Annotated in this window: 12 protein-coding genes; 4 read left to right on the forward strand and 8 right to left on the reverse strand. The window is 61.8% G+C overall.

From position 1 onward, the window contains the following. Nucleotides 1–246 precede the first annotated feature (246 nt). From B0G73_RS36960 to B0G73_RS36995, 8 genes are all read right to left on the reverse strand, one after another. On the reverse strand, nucleotides 247–591 hold the full coding sequence (locus B0G73_RS36960; RefSeq protein WP_106286027.1) for a BON domain-containing protein: 345 nt from the start codon (nucleotides 589–591) through the stop codon (nucleotides 247–249). A 517-nt stretch (nucleotides 592–1,108) separates the two neighbouring features. Beyond that, complete coding sequence (locus tag B0G73_RS36965) at nucleotides 1,109–3,808, reverse strand: CoA-binding protein (RefSeq protein WP_106286028.1); 2,700 nt, start codon at nucleotides 3,806–3,808, stop codon at nucleotides 1,109–1,111. Between the two features lie 10 nt (nucleotides 3,809–3,818). Then, a complete protein-coding gene (locus B0G73_RS36970; RefSeq protein WP_106285995.1) occupies nucleotides 3,819–5,117 on the reverse strand; it encodes an ATP-grasp domain-containing protein in 1,299 nt (432 codons plus the stop codon). Nucleotides 5,118–5,551: 434 nt separating this feature from the next. Then, on the reverse strand, nucleotides 5,552–6,868 hold the full coding sequence (locus B0G73_RS36975; protein ID WP_106285996.1) for an MFS transporter: 1,317 nt from the start codon (nucleotides 6,866–6,868) through the stop codon (nucleotides 5,552–5,554). A 66-nt stretch (nucleotides 6,869–6,934) separates the two neighbouring features. After that, nucleotides 6,935–8,149, reverse strand: a complete 1,215-nt coding sequence (gene tcuB, locus B0G73_RS36980) for a tricarballylate utilization 4Fe-4S protein TcuB (protein ID WP_106286029.1) — start codon at nucleotides 8,147–8,149, stop codon at nucleotides 6,935–6,937. Further along, entirely contained in the window at nucleotides 8,136–9,545 is a 1,410-nt protein-coding gene (tcuA, locus tag B0G73_RS36985) for an FAD-dependent tricarballylate dehydrogenase TcuA (RefSeq protein ID WP_106285997.1), read from the reverse strand. The genes tcuB and tcuA overlap by 14 nt, the downstream gene beginning before the upstream one ends. Before the next feature lie 51 nt (nucleotides 9,546–9,596). Then, complete coding sequence (locus B0G73_RS36990) at nucleotides 9,597–10,559, reverse strand: LysR family transcriptional regulator (protein WP_106285998.1); 963 nt, start codon at nucleotides 10,557–10,559, stop codon at nucleotides 9,597–9,599. 901 nt (nucleotides 10,560–11,460) lie between these two features. Further along, the gene (locus tag B0G73_RS36995) at nucleotides 11,461–12,264 is read right to left on the reverse strand and encodes an IclR family transcriptional regulator (RefSeq protein ID WP_106286030.1); all 804 of its coding nucleotides are present in this window, start codon (nucleotides 12,262–12,264) and stop codon (nucleotides 11,461–11,463) included. A gap of 139 nt (nucleotides 12,265–12,403) precedes the next feature. Here B0G73_RS36995 and B0G73_RS37000 point away from each other — a divergent pair, with 139 nt between their 5' ends. The 4 genes from B0G73_RS37000 to B0G73_RS37015 all read left to right on the forward strand — a co-directional run bounded on the left by B0G73_RS37000 (nucleotide 12,404) and on the right by B0G73_RS37015 (nucleotide 17,180). Beyond that, nucleotides 12,404–13,387 (forward strand): hydroxymethylglutaryl-CoA lyase, encoded by a 984-nt coding sequence (locus tag B0G73_RS37000; protein WP_106285999.1) that lies wholly within the window; start codon nucleotides 12,404–12,406, stop codon nucleotides 13,385–13,387. Beyond that, the gene (locus B0G73_RS37005; RefSeq protein ID WP_106286000.1) at nucleotides 13,384–14,658 is read left to right on the forward strand and encodes a CaiB/BaiF CoA-transferase family protein; all 1,275 of its coding nucleotides are present in this window, start codon (nucleotides 13,384–13,386) and stop codon (nucleotides 14,656–14,658) included. Before B0G73_RS37000 ends, B0G73_RS37005 begins: the two co-directional genes overlap by 4 nt. An 81-nt stretch (nucleotides 14,659–14,739) precedes the next feature. Further along, entirely contained in the window at nucleotides 14,740–16,053 is a 1,314-nt protein-coding gene (locus B0G73_RS37010) for an MFS transporter (RefSeq protein ID WP_106286001.1), read from the forward strand. Further along, nucleotides 16,050–17,180: an amidohydrolase gene (locus B0G73_RS37015; protein ID WP_106286002.1), complete on the forward strand. Its 1,131-nt coding sequence runs from the start codon at nucleotides 16,050–16,052 to the stop codon at nucleotides 17,178–17,180. The genes B0G73_RS37010 and B0G73_RS37015 overlap by 4 nt, the downstream gene beginning before the upstream one ends. The last annotated feature ends 61 nt before the right edge of the window (nucleotides 17,181–17,241 follow it).

The raw sequence follows: 17,241 nt of genomic DNA on the forward strand, positions 1-17,241 counted from the left end.
GGGTTACGGCGAGGTTATTGGGGCACCGCCAGACGAAAGCGGCGGTAACAGACAAACCGAGCCTACCGCTACCGCGCCACATCTCGACTCTACCGATCACGGTCGGCCCGAAACCGGCAAACGTGATAGAGCGCAGGGGAATGCCCGTCAAGGCGCAGATGCACCTGTTCCTTTGACGGAACCGCTGGTCGCGCGCAGCCCAGGCATCGCTGTCTCGTCCGTCATCTGTCTTCCGACGAGCGCGCGTTATTGCGGCCTGAGGTGTAGATCGTTGCTCACGGATTGCACCCCCGCCACGCCGCGCGTCACGGCAAGCGCTTGCTCAATCTGTACCTCTGCATCCACGTATCCTGACAACTGCACGACGCCTCGATACGTGGCGACGCTGATCGGCAAGGATCTCAGCCCTGGGTCTGCGACGAGCGCCTGCTTCACCTTGGCGGCGAGCGCAGCGTCGTCAGTGGCGACCTCCGCCGGCGCGGTCACAGCCTGCGTCGCTGTCGACTTGCAGCCGTCGATGAACACGAACGCGGGGATCGCGAATGCCGCGACCATCAGCAACCGGCTTTTGATGTGTGGCACGTCTCGCATGTCGGCTATGACATCCTGATTCGTGAGCAGCTGGCGTCGTTCGGGTTGGCTTCGAGAGGTACACATGTGCGCCCTCGTCGAGTCCACCATGATAGCGCAGGGTGGCGAACTTGCGACCGAGCCGACTCCACCAACTCTGTTCATGCTGCGAGGCGAGTCTTTGGCTCAGTTCGGCCAGAAGGCGACGCGCGCGTCTCTCACGTGAATGACGGCTGAATTCGCGAAACCGGCGCCGTCGCGCCTAACGTCTGCAGTGCCGTCGGACCGTTGAGTAACACGGGCGGATTTTGCGTGTATTGGAAACGAGGCTCGGTGTGGCCGCTGCGCCGTCGATGGCCATGCCCGGACGCAATCACTGAGTGTGAATCGTGAGACGCCGTGGACGGTCACTACACCGGCTAATCGTTCTGGCGACATCGTCGACGGAGCCGGTACTGGCGCAGTGTCAATCGACGCCCGTTAGGCGCCGCCGTGCGTGGCTGCGCCAGCGTGGCGGCGACGATCAGAGGCCAGCGGGTCAGGCAACAAAACGACACTGTGAAGCGGGTGTGCGCGTGTCCATGTTGCGGCCGCGGTTGAGGTGATCGTCGATTTCCGCGGCGCAGCCGAGCATGCGCGGATAGAGAAAGATCGTGAAAGCCGCGGTTTCGAGGTCCGCTTCGCTGAACTCCCCGCGTTTGAGCGGCTGCCACAGCATCTTCAGCAGCAACGCGGCGATCACGGCATCGACATTGACGCAGTAGACGGTACGCGACACGCCCGCGTCGAACAAGGCCTGCACCAGCGCGCGGTAGTACGCGTGAAACACGTTGTATTCGCCGCGCGCCTCATAAAGCCCGGCGATGAAGACCTCGCGCGGATCGTGATTTACCGGCTTGTCCTTGAAGACCGGGTGGTTCACGCCCGGCAGCTTGGCGATATCGAGGCTGCCAGCTTGCTTCTGACGCGCCTTGTACTGCGCGTAGCGCTCGACGGAGCGGCGCGCGAGCGCTTCGAGATCGACGCCGTGATGCGCGTCGCCGGGATCGTCGAGGCCGCTGTCGCGAAACGCGTCGTTGAGAAACGCGATACCTTCATATCCGTTGCCGCCGTGCGTGTATCCCGAGTGCGTGAGAAAACCCATCAGCGCCTTGTTCAACTGCACGCGTTCCGGGGACTCGGGACCGTCCGCCGATACCGCGCCCTTCGCGCCTTGCGCCGACATCGCACCCGGTCCGTTAGTGAGCAGCAGTCCCGTCAACGTTCTGAATGCGAACAGATCGTCTGCGGATGGCTTCACGCCGAGCAGCGCTGCGAATGCCACTTCCGTCAGCGAGCGCTCGCCGAGCAGTGCCTCGGTGGAAAACTCGCAAAAGCTGTCGGGCTGGTGGCGCGACGCGTCCGCCGAGGCGCCGATCAGCGTGCCGAAGAGTTTCGTCCACCATGGCAGGTTCTCCGCCGTCAGACGCGAGATGCGCTTGCGCATGAGCGGGCCCCAGGCGAGTGTCGTCGTGATCGCCGCGAGCACGGCGTCCGAGCGCGGATGCCCCGGGCCGTTGGCAACCCACCGCACGAATACGGAACTCACGCCGCGTGCGGCGAGCCCGGCGAGCATGGCTTGCGCCTTCGGGTCGGGTGCATCGGAGAAGAGTACCGCGATGCCTTCAGTGTCTATCGCGTCGACGTCGAAATCGCGATCGAATGCGTCCGCGAGTTTTGCAGCGGCGAACCGGTCGATCATCAGCCTCGCTGCCTCGCGGGCCGCGCGCTGGCGGTTCGGCCCGACGATCGCCGCTGCGGCGGCAAGCACCGCGTTGGGTGCGTTACCCGCTTCTCGTGCCGCTTGCGCCGCCGCCAGTTCAGGCGTGCCGTACAGATTCACTGCCGCGCCGACCGCGACGTCGATGAGCTTCTCGTCGTTTGCGCCGCCGAACTCGTGTAGCAGTGCGAGGCACACGTTCGCTTCGAAGGAATGCGTCGCCGCTTCGAGCATCGATACGCCGTGCAGGCTGCTGACCTGAGTCTTTGCATCCATCTGCGAGGCGCCCGAGGCATCTTTCAATGGCTGCCGAGGCGGGATCGCCCCGATCTGGTCATTCACCCGCGCGACCTGTTCGTCATACGGGGCTACCGCTCCCACGACTGCAAGCGCGAGATCGCCGGGCAGATCGAGCCCCTGATCCGAGCCGAACCACGGCTTGAGCGCGAGGCTGCCTTCGGGCTCGAAGTCGGGCATCGTTGCATTGGCGCGCATCACCGCCGTGAGCGCGGCAGGAATATGGGCGATGTTCGTCACCACCGCGCCCTTCGCCGAGCAGCACGGATCGTCGGGCGTGAAGAGCCGTTCGACGCCGAACTTCTCTTTGAACCAGCGTTCCTTCGCGAGCGCGTCGTCGGCGCCGCCCGCCATCGCGCCCGCATGTCCGACCGCGCGCGTGAGACGGCTTTTCCAGCGGCCCACCACGCACGCGACCACGGGCTTGTTGAAGTGCGCGTCGGCCTCGTAGTATCCGCCGGGCTCGCAGTACAGCACGGCGGCCTTGCTGCGCGCGTCGTTGGCAAGGGCAAAGGCGAATTCTGGCGCGGCATAGTGAATGTAGACATCCTTTCCGCTGGAAATGACCGTCGACGTGCCCCAGCCGCTCATGCGCAGATACTGGGCGATCGTGGTGCTGAAGCCGCCGGAGTTCGAGAAGATCGCGATCGATCCCTGGCGCAGTGTGGCGCCCGGATCGTCACCGCCGAGCGCACCGCCGATCCGCACGCGCTGCCATGAGTCCGCGACGCCCAGCCCGTTCGCGCCGAAGATGTCGATGCCCGCCTGTTGTCCCATCGCGCGGATCTCACGGGCGTCGTGCACGGCAATCTTTTCCGTGACGATGAAGATCTTGCGCAGCTCCGGATTCACGCGGATCAACTCGGCCACGCCGTCGCGCGCGGCCGAAGGCGGCAGGTACACGACACCGCAGTTGAACCGGTGACCGGTTTCCAGGCCCTCGCGCACGTTGTTGAAGACGGGAATGTCGCCGACGGGCGTCGGGAGCACCTGTCCGCCTTTGCCGGGCGCCGTGCCGAACACCACATTCGCGCCCGAGAAGGCGTGACTCACCGGCGTCACATCGGACGACTCGCCACCGAGGATATTGAGCACGCAAACGCGATCTTCGCGCGTGGCGATGTCTGCCAGCGACTGAATGCCGACGAAGTATTTGAAGTGGCTATTGCCTTGCTTGTGCATGTCGATCTCCTCAGGCCGATGCCATTTGCGATTGAGCGTCGCGCGCGCCGATGCGCGCCGCGACCTGCGAGCGTCCACACGCCTGCATCCATGCATCGGCCTTGCGTGCGTACTGGATTACTTCGCTGATGTCGGAGTCGAAACCGAAGAGGCGGTAAGGCAGGCCGAGCGAATCGCAGGTGTCGCGCAGGGTGGACATGCCTCGCACCAGGTTGGGACCGCCGCGCCCGAGCACGACATAGAGCGGCGTCGGACCATGCTCACTGAAGTGCTCGCGCAGCGCATCGGCCATCGCGCGCAAGGTTTCGTAGATGTCGGTGTTGTTCGACTTGCCGCCGATAATGAAGAGTACGTTGGACTGCTTGAGCCAGTGCCGGAAGCAGATGCGCGCCACCTCTTTCATCTTTTCGTATGGTGGATTGCCGCCGAAGTCCGACGAGATGATGGCTGCGTCTCCGAGCATTTCCGTGACGAGGGAGTTCGCGCCGCCGCCGAAGGTGGGCGCGAGGATGGTGCCGCGCTCGTTGATCACGTAGACATCGCTTTGTCCCTGGTGCGTGCGAAGCTGGTTGATCTCCTGTTCGAAATCCGAGTAATCGGCGGCGAACAGATGCGCAGGCAGTCCAAGCCGCGAGAAACGCGGGTCGTCGCGATCGAATCCGCACTTGAAGTCGCAGGCGACGGGCGTGAGACGCCCCTTTTGATCTTCGCGCATGCGGACCGGGTTGAGTTCGAGCGTTGTCATGCCGAAATCATGGAAGAGTTCCCAGAGCTTCGGTAATTGCTGCACGAGCGGCGAGATGATTTCACGCGGCGCACCGATCTCGCTCAGCGCATTCGCTACGACGAACGCCTTCAGCCCGGTCAGCGCATCGAACGGCACCGTCGCGACGTGGCTGGGATCGACCTCCTCGATGTCCATTCCGCCCATGTGCGACAGCGTCATGGTGGGAGCGCGAAAACGCGTGGAATCCGTGATCGAAAAATAGACTTCGTGTTTGGCCGGTACACCCGCTTCGAACGTCACGCCGTTCGCCTTGGCCCTCACATGACCGACAACGTGTTCGGCAAAGTACAGCCGTTCTTTTTCCGCGAGCGCTGTCTTGAGATCGGTTGCGCGGCCGAGCAGGCCGGCTTTGCCTTTCTTGCCCACGCCGCCCTTGAACACCGGTTTGATGAATATCTGACCGTATCGATCGATGAGCGACTTGATCTCTTCCTCGCTGGCGCTGGGGCCCAGCACCTCGCTGGACGGAAAGCCGACGAATTGCAACAGGCGCGCGCCGTGCAACATTCCGGTGATCTGCATGTGAAGTGTCTCCTGAATTTTCTAGGCAATGACGAATGAAGCGGATACTGGGTATTCAGTCAGCTCAGTGCGGTACGTGCGAGACGCACCGCTGCCCTGGGTACGCTGTGAAAGCAGCGGCAGGATTCTCCTAGCGAGGTGGAGCAGGCGAGACGCGCGTCGGTGACGGTAGGAGGCAGCCATAATCGGGCTTGCACTGGGATGCGGCGAAACGCGGTTCTGCGCTTCGCGCCTGTCTCCGATGCGTTCTCAGTCGATGCGTGTTATGAACGTCTTGAGAATCGATATTTGCTCAAGACGCCCGAAACGATAAGTGCAATTTTTCGAAGCATTGATGTTCGGCAGTTATCAATGCTGAATGAAAGGACGGCGCCACGACGCGAAAGCATCGGCGCCGCGACCGCGCTTGCGGGTAGCAGACGCAGGAGCAACCTTCAGGTAAGCGATGCGGACCGCTTGGCTGTGCGGCGCCGGCGATACAGCGCGAGGGTCGCGCCAAGTCCGCATGCGGCGGCGAAACTCAGCCAGTAGCCGGGCGCGGCCTTATCGCCGGTGATCTCAATGAGATACGTCGAGACGGCGGGCGTGAAGCCTCCAAAAACCGCGGTGGCGAGACTGAACGCGAGCGAGAATCCAGCCACGCGGACCTCGGCGGGCATGACTTCAGTGAGCGCTACGACCATCGCGCCGTTGTACATGCCGAAGAAAAACGAGAGCCACAGAAGCACGATCAGCATGCGGCCGAAACTCGGCGCGGATGACAGCCAGGAGAGCGCCGGATACGAGGTGCAGATGGCGAGCACGGTGATGGCAATGAGAATTGGCTTGCGCCCGATGCGGTCCGAGAGCGCGCCTCCGATCGGTAACCAGACGAAGTTCGAGAGGCCCACGCAGAGTGTGACGATCAGGCTATCCGCAGTGGTGAGCTTCAGCACAGATTTGCCGAAGGTCGGCGTGTAGACCGTGATGAGATAGAACGTGGTAGTGGTCATGGCGACGAGCAGCATGCCCGCGAGCACCGTTCGCCAGTTTTGCAGCATCGTGGCGAATACTTCACCTGCACGCGGATGGTGGGTGCGCGCCTTGAATTCATCGGTTTCCTGCAGGGTGCGTCGCAGCAGAAAAATAACTGGCACGATCGCACAACCGACGAAGAATGGAATCCGCCATCCCCATGCGCCGATTTCGCTGGCCGTCAACAGGTCATTGAGCAGATACCCGAGGGCGGCCGCGACCACGATTGCGACCTGCTGGCTCGCGGACTGCCAGCTCGTATAGAAGCCCTTGTGTCCCGGCGTCGCCATTTCCGCCAGATAGACAGAGACGCCGCCAAGCTCGGCGCCTGCGGAAAAGCCTTGCAGCAAGCGCCCTAGCAGCACGAGGGCAGGTGCCAGAAGTCCGATCGTCGTGTATCCGGGCACACACGCGATCAGGATCGTGCCGCTCGCCATGATCGAAAGTGTGACGATCAACCCTTTGCGGCGGCCCACTTCGTCGATGTATGCGCCGAGCACGATCGCCCCCAGCGGACGCATCAGGAAACCCGCACCGAACACCGCGAAGGTGAGCATCAGCGAGGCGAACTCGCTCGTAGACGGAAAGAAGATGCGCGAGATGTAGGTCGCATAGAAGCCGAAAAGAAAGAAGTCGAACTGCTCCAGGAAGTTGCCGCTGGTTACGCGCAGGACGGCGCCGGCCTTCGAGGTTCGACGGTGCGCGCTATCCTCGGCGTTGACTGATGAGGGATGCATGAGTTGTCTCCATGGATGTGTTATGTGAGTGCCCGCCGATCGGAGGCGTTGTCGTTACGACCGACCTCAATCCGAGCCGAGTTGCAGACGGCTCGCCTGCCGCTTTTCGATCGATGACTTGAGGAGCGCCGCACAGCGATAGATCCCGTGGGCGAACTTGCCGTAGGGCAGCGTGGCGAAGAGCGCCATCACGACACCGAGGTGGAAAGCGAGGAGCCACGCCATCGCAGCAGTGTCGCGCCATGCGAGGAGCGCGAGGCCTGAAGCGCTAGTCAGGAGCAGCAACGCGATGAATCCGCGGTCCATCGGGCGCTGTTTCGGATCGTCCCGGCCAGGATCGCGACGCAGGTTGAGCCAGAGCAGGCCGGCCGGCCCCACGAGCAAACCGGCTCCACCGATCGTGCCGAGCAGCACGGGGAGGCTCAGAACCGGGTATGGCGCGTGCAGGTTGAGCGCATAGTGATAGAAGGTGGCCACCACCGTTGCCGCGAAGCACAGCATGAAGCCATAGAAAGTCAAATGATGGAAACGCCGCCGAGCGAGCGTGAAGGCATCATTCGATTCGTTGCAGCCGTCGCCATGGCCCCCGTCGAGATACTTCAGGGTGAGCGCGTGCTTCGCGGCCTCTGCGATGGCCGGCGCGCTGGCTGTTCCCGCCGACACGGCACGCCAGAATCGCGACACGCCGACGCCGAGCGCGAGCATCGCGAAGCCGAAGACCGCGCCGAACATCGCCGCGAGCAGGTTATGCGGGAAAATCGCGTAGAAGTTGCCGCCCAATGCGCCCGCGGACAGCGACCCCTTCAAGCCGATACCAAGCGCCAGAAAGAGGGCAAGTCCGATCGCGAGCGCAAGCGCGACGGTCAATCCATTGCGCTTGTATAGCGCGCCCATCGGCGCGGGCCACGCATATTCGGCATAGGTTTCCAGGCGGACTTTGGCCATCGCCTTCGGCACGTTCACGGCGAACTCATGCGGCGGCGCATACTGACAGGCGTGATAGCACGCGCCGCAGTTGTGGCACAGGTTGGCCAGGTAATTGACGTCCGCCTTGGCGAATTCGAGGCGCCGTGTCATCGCGGGAAAGACCGCGCAGAATCCTTCGCAGTAACGGCACGCATTGCAGATTTGCATCTGTCGCGAGACTTCCGCTTCGTTTTGCGTGAGAGGAAGTACCCGGATTATCGACGTCGCAGGCTCGCTGGTCGCGGCGTGGCGGCCGGTGACGGAAGGCGAAGCGAGCTCCCGCGCTTCGCGGACAAGTGCTTCAAGCTTCTGCACGTTGAACTCCAGTTTGATGAGCGGCGGCCATCGCGGCTTGCGTGCCGGCAATGCGTCCGAATGCGGTGCCGATCGACATGCCGACGCCCGCCGTATAACCTTTGCCGAGCACGTTGCCGGCCATCATTTCTCCCGCTACGAAAAGGTTTTCGCTCGGGCGTCCGCCGAAATGCACCTGGGCATGGTCATTAACCTTGAGCCCCAGGTATGTGAACGTGATGCCTGGCCGCAATGCATAACCAAAGAAGGGCGGGGTATCGATGGGCCGCGCCCAGTGGGTTTTCGCTGGCGAGAGGCCTTCAGTGCGGCAGTCGTCGAGCGCGGTATGATCGAAGGTGCCCGCGCGGCAGGCAGCGTTGTAGGCCCGGATAGTCTCGACGAACGTCGCTTCCGGCAGTTCCAGTTGACGCGCCAGTTCGGGTATCGAATCGGCCTTCGTGCCCGGAAAAACTGGTGGCATGAAACGGCCGATCGCCTTCGCGTCGATAATCGAGTAGCCGATCTGGTCAGGCTGCTGTGCGACGAGCCGCCCCCATATCGCATAGCGTTTCGGCCAAAAATCTTCACCTTCGTCGTAAAAGCGGTGTGCATCGCGATTGACGACGACGCCGAGCGACACGCAGTCGATACGCGTACAGATGCCGCCGTCATAAAGCGGCGCGCGGGCGTCGATGGCAACGCAATGCGACTGCGACGGATCGCCGATGGCATCGGCGCCCGACTCGATCATGTGCTTGAGCAGCACGCCCTGATTGAAGCGCGTACCGCGAATGAGGAAATTGTCGGCGGGCCATTCACCGCGCTCGTTTTGTCCCCACGCTTCACGCAGCCATTCCCGATTCGATTCAAATCCGCCGGCCGCGAGCACACAGGCGCGGGCTTCGAAGCGTTGTCCGCCGCTGTGCGCCGCGACGAAACGGTCTACATCGAGTTCAATTGCGTCGACAGGCGTGTCGTAGCGGATTTGCACTCCGAGCGCTTCGGCGCTGCGATAGTAGGCATTCACGAGCGCCTTGCCGCCACCCATAAAGAACGCATTGGTTCGTGCGACATGTAGCGCACCGGAAAGCGGCGGCTGAAAGCGCACCCCGTGCTTGCGCATCCACGGACGGCAAGTCGATGATGCCCGGATCACGAGCCGCGCGAGCGCCTCATTCGTGATGCCGCCGGTTACCTTGAGCAGGTCTTGCCAGTATTCCTCTTCTGGATAAGCGTCGACCAGCACGTCTTGCGGCGCGTCGTGCATGCAGCGCAGGTTGCGAGTGTGCTGGGAATTTCCGCCACGCCATTCGCGCGGCGCCGATTCGAGAAGCAGGACGGTGGCGCCGGCTTCGCGCGCCATCAATGCAGCGCATAGTGCCGCGTTGCCTCCGCCAATAACAAGAACGTCGACCATCTGGGTTGTCTCCTTTGAGACAACTATAGGAAGCACGGGTCGGCGCCGCCATCAGGGAGGCGACAAGGGGTCTTCACGTTTCGTGAAGGGTGCCGCACGCAGTGAGGCGCCGGGCCAGAGGCCTGCGTTGATCACATTGCGCGCGACGTCGCCCAGCACGACGCGCGCGGCAAGCCCGGCGGGCGACAACTCGTCGTCAGAGACGCTCGCGATCAGGTTCGGCCTCGTTGCGTATGCCTCCAGGAGGGGCACGCTCGTCAGGGACGCATTCTCCGTGCGTGCGAGCGCCGCTCCTGGCTGGATCGTTGCACCGAGTCCACCGCGCACGGCGTCCATGAGCATGGCGAGGCCGTCGACCTCGGCGGCGATGGATGGGACGTAACCGGCGCGCTTGAATGCGGCGTCGAGCAGTGCGCGAAGGCCATGTGTGCCGCTTGGCAGGATCAGCGGTAGGGCGCCCAGCTTCGCGATTGAAGTTCGCGATCGCCCGGGCATGCCGGGCAGTGTCGAAGCACCGATCACGAATAGGCGCTCGTCGAGCAAGGGCATGACGCTCCACCGTTGTGCGGGCTCTTCACGAAATAGGATCGCGAGATCGATTTGCCGCGCGCCAAGCATTGCGCCCAGATACCCGGATAGGCTTTCGACCATGCGCAGCCGTACGTCCGGATAGCGCTCGCGCATCGCCTGCATGAATGCCAGTCCAAGCACACCTGTCGTGCTCGGTGCGAGTCCCACGCTGACGTGGCCGGATAGGCGAGCCTGGCGGGCGGCAACCGCGGCATCATCGATGTGGCGCAGCGCGAGTTGCGCCTGACGCCAGAAGGCGAGTCCTGCATCGGTGGGCACGACGCCGCTCGAGGTTCGCTGTAGTAGGCGGGTCGAGAGCTCGCTTTCCAGTCGGCTGATTTGCTGGCTGAGCGCCGACGTGACGACGCCCAACTCAAGCGCGGCTTTGCCCATGCTGCCATGCTCAACGACGCTGACGAAATATCGTAATTGTCGAAGTTCCATCGAAGGTCTCAGTGTTGGCGGTCCCGGAACTTAACTCGAGGTTATTCGGGCTCGAACCGGCCAGCGCGCTCGCATTGCGGCGCATGTTGCCCGAATCCCCATTTTACGGCTTGGCAAAGACAGCCTTTGCAAGCCGTTTTTCAAGTTCGTCTCGATAGTTAGCCGGCGAGCGGCTGTCCGGAAGTACCGCAGCATTCTCGATCCGTATCGACGTCTATAGATCCTGCGGCAGGGCCGTGTAGACAATTCCGCACAGCGCCCCTGCAACATTAGGCGGATTCGGCGAAACGTGCTGGCACGCCGGACGAAGTTGCGAACCTGGCCGCTCTACCGATGCGATTAGACGGTGCCTTATGGCAGCGACTTCCTGGGTGGATGGCCGTTACCGTTACCCCACTGGTTTGGATCGCTTGCGCCGCGGTAGCGGCTCGGGAGGCGGTTGTTACCTCGAAAGCGGCCATTGTAGCCTTGCAGCCCCAAGGGCCAAGATGGGTCGCGTCCAGCCGATCGCAGCCTTCCGATGGCTCGGGCCTCGTATGCAAATTGCATGAGGCAGTGACCGGCCAGGAACAGACGTTAGCTCTGCCTGCTTGACCGTCAGCTTTAGTGTGTTGCATTCACCGGTTGAATCCGCCTGGCATTTGCGGCCTTTCGACCCGAGGCCGCAAACAGTTACTCCGCCGCCTGGCGGCAAACGAGCACGTAGGTTGTGCCCCATATCCTTCGGGCAAGGGGTGGCACTAGACCTGACCGGTTGGCCGAGGATCTGAACGAGCACTTGTGGGCGCGGTTTGCAGTACCCAGTACCACCATCCCCGAAATCGCGCCGGACCTGACATGGTAGTTCGGCAATTCAATGTGAGCGGTCGACCATTCGCGAGCGACCGTGAGTGTCCTTACTTCAGCTTCTGTTAGCAAATTCCGCAATGCTGGCATCGTACCGACCACCCTTGCCGCCGAGCGCAACGGTCGCGCGCTTTGCACTGTCGAGTAAGGCCGCAACGGCTGCGTGAATGGTCGAAGGAGTACCAAACCTCTCTCTCGGTCCCGATAGCGTGAGGGCACCCACCAACTCGCTAGTCGAGTCGAATACGGGGACGGACGTCGAAGCGGTTTCGGGATCGCGTTCACCATAAGACGCTGCCCAAAGAGCCTCGCGCACTTCGCTCCAGCGAGGATCCCGCGCCTCAGTGAAAGCGAGCAGTACCTTGCCGGACGCGCCTTTGTCGATCGGGAATTCTTCGCCGACGCGAATTGACACACGCACGCTTCGCGTCGGCTCGACACGATAGAGCACCAGTCGACGGTCCCCCTGCCGCACATAGAACGACGCTGTTTCCCCCACGTCGCGGCTCAACTGCTGAAGCAACGGTTCGATAACGGGACCGACCTGAAAAGATCGCTGATAGAGCGCGGCGAGTCGTAGCGGCTGGTGGCCGACGCCGTACTGCCCGTCGCTCAACTTGCGGATGAAGCCTCCATGCTCCAACGCGCCCAGCAGGCGCAAGGCCGTGCTTTTGTACAACCCCGTGCGCCGCGAAAGTTCGGTAAGCGTCAACCGGTCGTCGGTCGGGCCGAACGCGTTGAGGATGGCAAACGCACGGTCGAGCACGGCTACGCCGCTGGAACTGTCATTGGCAGTATCGGATGGTTCAGGCGTTGAAAGGGCATCAGCAGTCACGGCGTGTTTTGTCGTCTTGATCATAAGCGGCATCCTATCGTTCCATCTGACAGAACTCAAGTTCTATTTCCGTGGGTTTACCCCTCTTTCACAGGTTTTCGAACGTGCCTATAGTTCTCTCTAATGAAACATAGGTCTGTCAGATAGAACCAAGGAGCCGAATATGAGCATTTCAAGTCCGAAGGTGCTGATCAGCGAGGTCGGGCCGCGCGACGGTCTGCAAAGCATCAAGCGCGTCATGCCCACTGCTGCGAAGCTGCGATGGCTTTCCGCACTCGCGGCTGCGGGAATCAGGGAAATCGAAGTTGGATCGTTCGTGCCTGCGAAGTTGCTGCCGCAGATGGCTGACATCCGCGAAGTCGTGGCGCATGCCCTCTCGATCCCGCATCTACGCGTCGCGGTTCTCGCACCGAATCTTCGAGGAAGCCAGAGCGCATTCGAAGCGGGTGTGCATAAGATCACGCTTCCCGTTTCGGTGACCAACGAACATTCGCTGGCCAATATCCGGAAGACCAATGAGCAGATGATCGAAGAAGTCCGCCATATCGTCGCGCTTCGTAACGAACAGTTTCCGGGCGTGCAGATCGAAGCCGGCGTTTCGGTTGCCTTCGGCTGCACGATCGCGGGCACCGTGAGCGACGATCAAACGATGCGCATGTGCCAGGCAATGGCCGAGAGCGGCGTCGACGAAATTGGCCTTTCGGATACCAGCGGCTATGCAAATCCGGCACAGGTTCGCCGACTGTTCCGCCGGCTGCAATCGGAATTCGGCGCGAAGGCTGGCGGCGCACATTTCCATAACACGCGTGGACAGGGATTAGCAAACGTCGTCGCCGCGCTCGAGGTCGGTGTGACGACAATTGATTCGAGTCAGGCCGGCCTGGGCGGCTGTCCCTATGCGCCAGGCGCGACCGGCAACATCGTGACTGAGGACCTGGCGTTTCTGCTCGAAGCGATGGGCTATGACACCGGTGTGGACATCGACAGGCTCATTGCGGCGCGCGCCATTCTCGCGGAGGCGCTGCCTGGCGAAGCCTTATATGGACACGTGCAGGACGCGGGCCTTCCAAAGGGATTCGTGTATGCAGATGGCCGCGCCCCCAGCGCGCCGCAACCAGAAGGCTGCCTGATTGGAGTAGCGCAATGAGCGACGTGCAAGCAAATCAGAATTTGCCGTATAGCGGCGTACGCGTCGTCGAGATGACGCACATGGTGATGGACCCGACATGCGGCATGGTGCTGGCGGATCTGGGCGCGGAAGTGATCAAGGTCGAGCCTATTTCCGGCGACAGCACACGTGTTTTGCGCGGGTCCGGTGCGGGCTTTTTCAGTACGTTCAACCGCAACAAGAAGAGTATCGCGGTCGACGTAAAAGATCCCCGCGGCGTGGAGATCGTTCACAAGCTTCTTGCCGGGGCGGACGTCTTCAGCGAAAACTTCAAGAGCGGCACGATGGATAAGCTCGGCCTCGGTTACGCAGCGCTGTCCAGGCTCAATCCGCGTCTCGTCTACGTGTCGCATAAGGGCTTTCTGCCCGGCCCCTACGATCATCGCACCGCGCTCGACGAGGTCGTGCAGATGATGGGGGGCCTCGCTTATATGACCGGACCTGACGGCAGACCGTTGCGAGCCGGGACGAGTGTCAACGACATCATGGGTGGAATGTTCGGCGCGATCGGTGCGATGGCGGCGCTGGCTCAACGCGAACGCACGGGACATGGTCAGGAAGTACAGAGCGCACTGTTCGAGAACAATGTATTTCTCGTAGCTCAGCACATGATGCAGTACGCGGTGACCGGTAAGGCCGCGGCACCCATGCCGAGCCGCATTTCAGCATGGGCTGTCTACGACGTGTTCTCGGTCAAAAACGGCGAGCAGATCTTCCTCGCGGTAGTCTCGGATACGCAATGGGGGCTGTTTTGCGACGCTTTCGGGCTTGCAGAACTCAAGGCGGACGACCGGATCGCTTCCAACAATCAGCGCGTGCAGGCCCGCGAATGGTTGTTGCCGCAGATCCGAAAACATATGGAAGCCTTCACGGCTGCCGAGATCAGCACAATCTTCGAGCGCTGCGGACTGCCATATGCGCCGATCACGAAACCACATGACCTGTTCGATGATCCGCACCTGCTCGCTACCGGCGGACTCGCCGAGGTGACTTTGCCGCCCGACGCAAGCGGCGCAGCGCAGGCCATTGCGACGCGGACTGCACTGCTGCCCTTGACGCTTGGCGGTGAGCGCCTGCGCCTGCGTGCGGCGCCGCCTTCGCTGGGTCAGGATACCCAGGCGCTGCTGACAGGTCTCGGATACACGCAGGAGGATCTCAGGCAGTTGACCGAGGCCGGGATTGTCAAGTGTCAGGACGCTCAGCCTGGCAATGCGTCGAACCCGTCGGCGAACGAACTCGCCAGCGCCTGACGTTGCAACACCCACAAAGAATCGCCGAGCCGCAGAGGCCACCGAGCCTTGTGCGCGCCTTGATTCGTCTGGAGACGAGACATGACATCCATTTCATCGAACATCACGACAGGCGGTACGGCGGGTTCCACCGTCGAGCAGTCTGCGGTCAGAAAAGCCGCGTGGCGGTTCATTCCGCTCCTCGCGCTTGCGTACTTCTTCAACTACCTGGATCGCACGAGCGTCGGTTTCGCGGCGCTGACGATGAATCACGATCTCGGCTTGAGCGCCACCCAGTTCGGCTGGGGTGCAGGCATCATGTTCGCCGGGTACTGTGTGTTCGAGGTCCCGAGCAACCTGGCGCTATACCGCTTCGGCGCGCGACGCTGGCTTGCCCGCATCATGATCACATGGGGCTTTTTCGCAGCGGCAACCGCGCTCGCCGTGGGGCCAAAGAGCTTCTACGCGATCCGGCTGCTGCTCGGTATTGGTGAGGCCGGCTTCTTTCCGGGTGTGATCTTTTTTCTCGCCGTCTGGTTCCCGGCTAGCTATCGCACTCGCGTGCTCGCATGGTTCACCGTCTCCACGCCGCTGTCGTCGCTTGTCGGTGGTCCGCTGTCGGCGGGGCTGCTTCATATGGACGGCGTCCTGGGACTGGCGGGCTGGCGGTGGATGTTCATCGTTGAAGGACTGCCTGCGTGCGTCCTCGGTTTTCTGGTACTGAAAATGTTGGCGGATAAGCCCGCTGATGCGAAGTGGTTGTCCCAGGAGGAACGGCAAGCTCTTCAAGGCGCGTTCGATCGGGAAGGCGCGTCCAGTCAGAAGAAGAAAAATTTCGTCGCGGCGTTGAAGGACGTGCGCACCTACATCCTTGCGATGATCTCCTTCGGCTTTACGATGGGCTCCTATGGCATCGGTATCTGGCTGCCTCAGATGCTGAGGGCTCACGGGATGAGCGTGACGCAGACCGGCTGGATGTCGGCCGTGCCTTATTTCTTTGCCACGATCGCATTACTCTGGTGGGCAAAGCGAGTCGATCGTCGCGGTGGCCCGATCGCAAATCTCGCCGCAGGGCTTTTGATTGGTGCGATCGCGCTGGGTGTCTCGACGTATTTCCATCAACTGGTTCCGGCCATGACCGGCATCACGCTGGCGTTGATCGGCACGATTGCGGGCCGCACGATCTTCTATACGCTCCCGGCCCGGTTCCTTGCCGGACAGGCGGCTGCCGGTGGCCTCGCTTTCATTAACTCGATTGGTGCGCTCGGTGGATTTGCGGGACCGTACCTGGTGGGTTATTTGAAGGACAGTTTCGGCACGTTTTCGGCCGGCATGATTGGACTTTCGATCGTGCTAGGCATCACGACCTTGCTGACCTTGTCGCTTTATGCCTTTGGCCGCGGGGAACAAGAATGAACAAATCCCCTTCGCCCCGGCGCCGGCAGCTGATTGGCGCTGCCGCAGCATCATTGATTTTCCCCGCTGTCACTCTGCGTCAGGCATTTGCAAAAGAGGAAACGCATTCCGTGAGTACAACCAGCAACTATCTTTCTGTTCGGAATGACTGGCTCGCTTCCGGCACCGAAGCGGCGCTTGAGCCTGACCTGCCGATCGTCGACGCGCATCATCACCTTTACGATCGTCCGGGCTGGACCTATCTCCTTGATGAGTATCTTCAGGACACGCAAACGGGCCATAACATCACCGCGTCGGTGTTCATGCAGGGGCTGACGCGATATCGCCCGTCTGGTCCTGAGTCGCTGCGCCCGGTCGGAGAAATCGAGTATGTTGCTGGCGTCACGGCGCCTTTGCAAAAAAGCAAGCCGGAGGTTGCGAAGGGTATGGTCGGCTATGCAGATCTTCGTAGGGGAGCGGCGGTTCGCGATGTTCTCGAAGCAGAACTGCGTGCTGGCGATGGTCGGTTCCGTGGCGTTCGACATCTCGTTACCTGGGATGCTGACCAGACGCTCGTCAATCCATTATCGGCGGCGCCTCGAGGGCTGCTGCTCGATCCCGACTACCGGGCAGGCGTCGCTCAACTGGCTTCGCTGGGACTGTCGTACGACGCATGGCTGTTCTTCCCACAGTTGCCGGAGCTGTTCGACCTGGCGAAGGTCTATCCTGATACGCCTTTCATCATCAACCATTGCGGGGGCATAGTCCGCATTGCCAGCTATGCAAATCAGCGCGCTGAAGTGTTTGATGCCTGGTCCCGTTCGATGCGCGCGCTCGCCCAGTTGCCGAATGTCTATGTGAAGGTGGGTGGCCTCGGCATGCGCATTAATGGCTTCGAGTTTGAAAAGGGTGAGCGTCCGCCGACCTCGGACGATTTGGCCGAAGCATGGAAGCCATGGATGTACACATGTATCGAGGCATTCGGTGCAGAGCGCTGTATGTTCGAGAGCAACTTCCCGGTGGACAAGGGTTCCTATCCGTTCAGCAACGGTTGGAACGCCTTTAAGAAGTTGACTGCGCACGCTAGCGCTGGCGAACGCGAGGCTTTGTTCCGGGGCACCGTGCGCAAGGCTTATCGCCTCACGTGAGCGCGTCGGATGGAACAGCGGCAAGCAGTAAGCCTGGAATGACCGTTGTCCATCCGACAGC

This window comes from Paraburkholderia sp. BL25I1N1, from assembly GCF_003002025.1.
Classification (GTDB): Bacteria; Pseudomonadota; Gammaproteobacteria; order Burkholderiales; family Burkholderiaceae; genus Paraburkholderia.

Coding starts and splice junctions, on each gene's coding strand:
- B0G73_RS37015 (WP_106286002.1), top strand. CDS start 16,050: ATGAACAAATCCCCTTCGCCCCGGCGCCGGCAGCTGATTGGCGCTGCC.
- B0G73_RS36990 (WP_106285998.1), bottom strand. CDS start 10,559: ATGGAACTTCGACAATTACGATATTTCGTCAGCGTCGTTGAGCATGGC.
- B0G73_RS36995 (WP_106286030.1), bottom strand. CDS start 12,264: ATGATCAAGACGACAAAACACGCCGTGACTGCTGATGCCCTTTCAACG.
- B0G73_RS37005 (WP_106286000.1), top strand. CDS start 13,384: ATGAGCGACGTGCAAGCAAATCAGAATTTGCCGTATAGCGGCGTACGC.
- B0G73_RS36965 (WP_106286028.1), bottom strand. CDS start 3,808: ATGCACAAGCAAGGCAATAGCCACTTCAAATACTTCGTCGGCATTCAG.
- B0G73_RS37000 (WP_106285999.1), top strand. CDS start 12,404: ATGAGCATTTCAAGTCCGAAGGTGCTGATCAGCGAGGTCGGGCCGCGC.
- B0G73_RS36970 (WP_106285995.1), bottom strand. CDS start 5,117: ATGCAGATCACCGGAATGTTGCACGGCGCGCGCCTGTTGCAATTCGTC.
- tcuA (WP_106285997.1), bottom strand. CDS start 9,545: ATGGTCGACGTTCTTGTTATTGGCGGAGGCAACGCGGCACTATGCGCT.
- B0G73_RS36975 (WP_106285996.1), bottom strand. CDS start 6,868: ATGCATCCCTCATCAGTCAACGCCGAGGATAGCGCGCACCGTCGAACC.
- B0G73_RS36960 (WP_106286027.1), bottom strand. CDS start 591: ATGCGAGACGTGCCACACATCAAAAGCCGGTTGCTGATGGTCGCGGCA.
- B0G73_RS37010 (WP_106286001.1), top strand. CDS start 14,740: ATGACATCCATTTCATCGAACATCACGACAGGCGGTACGGCGGGTTCC.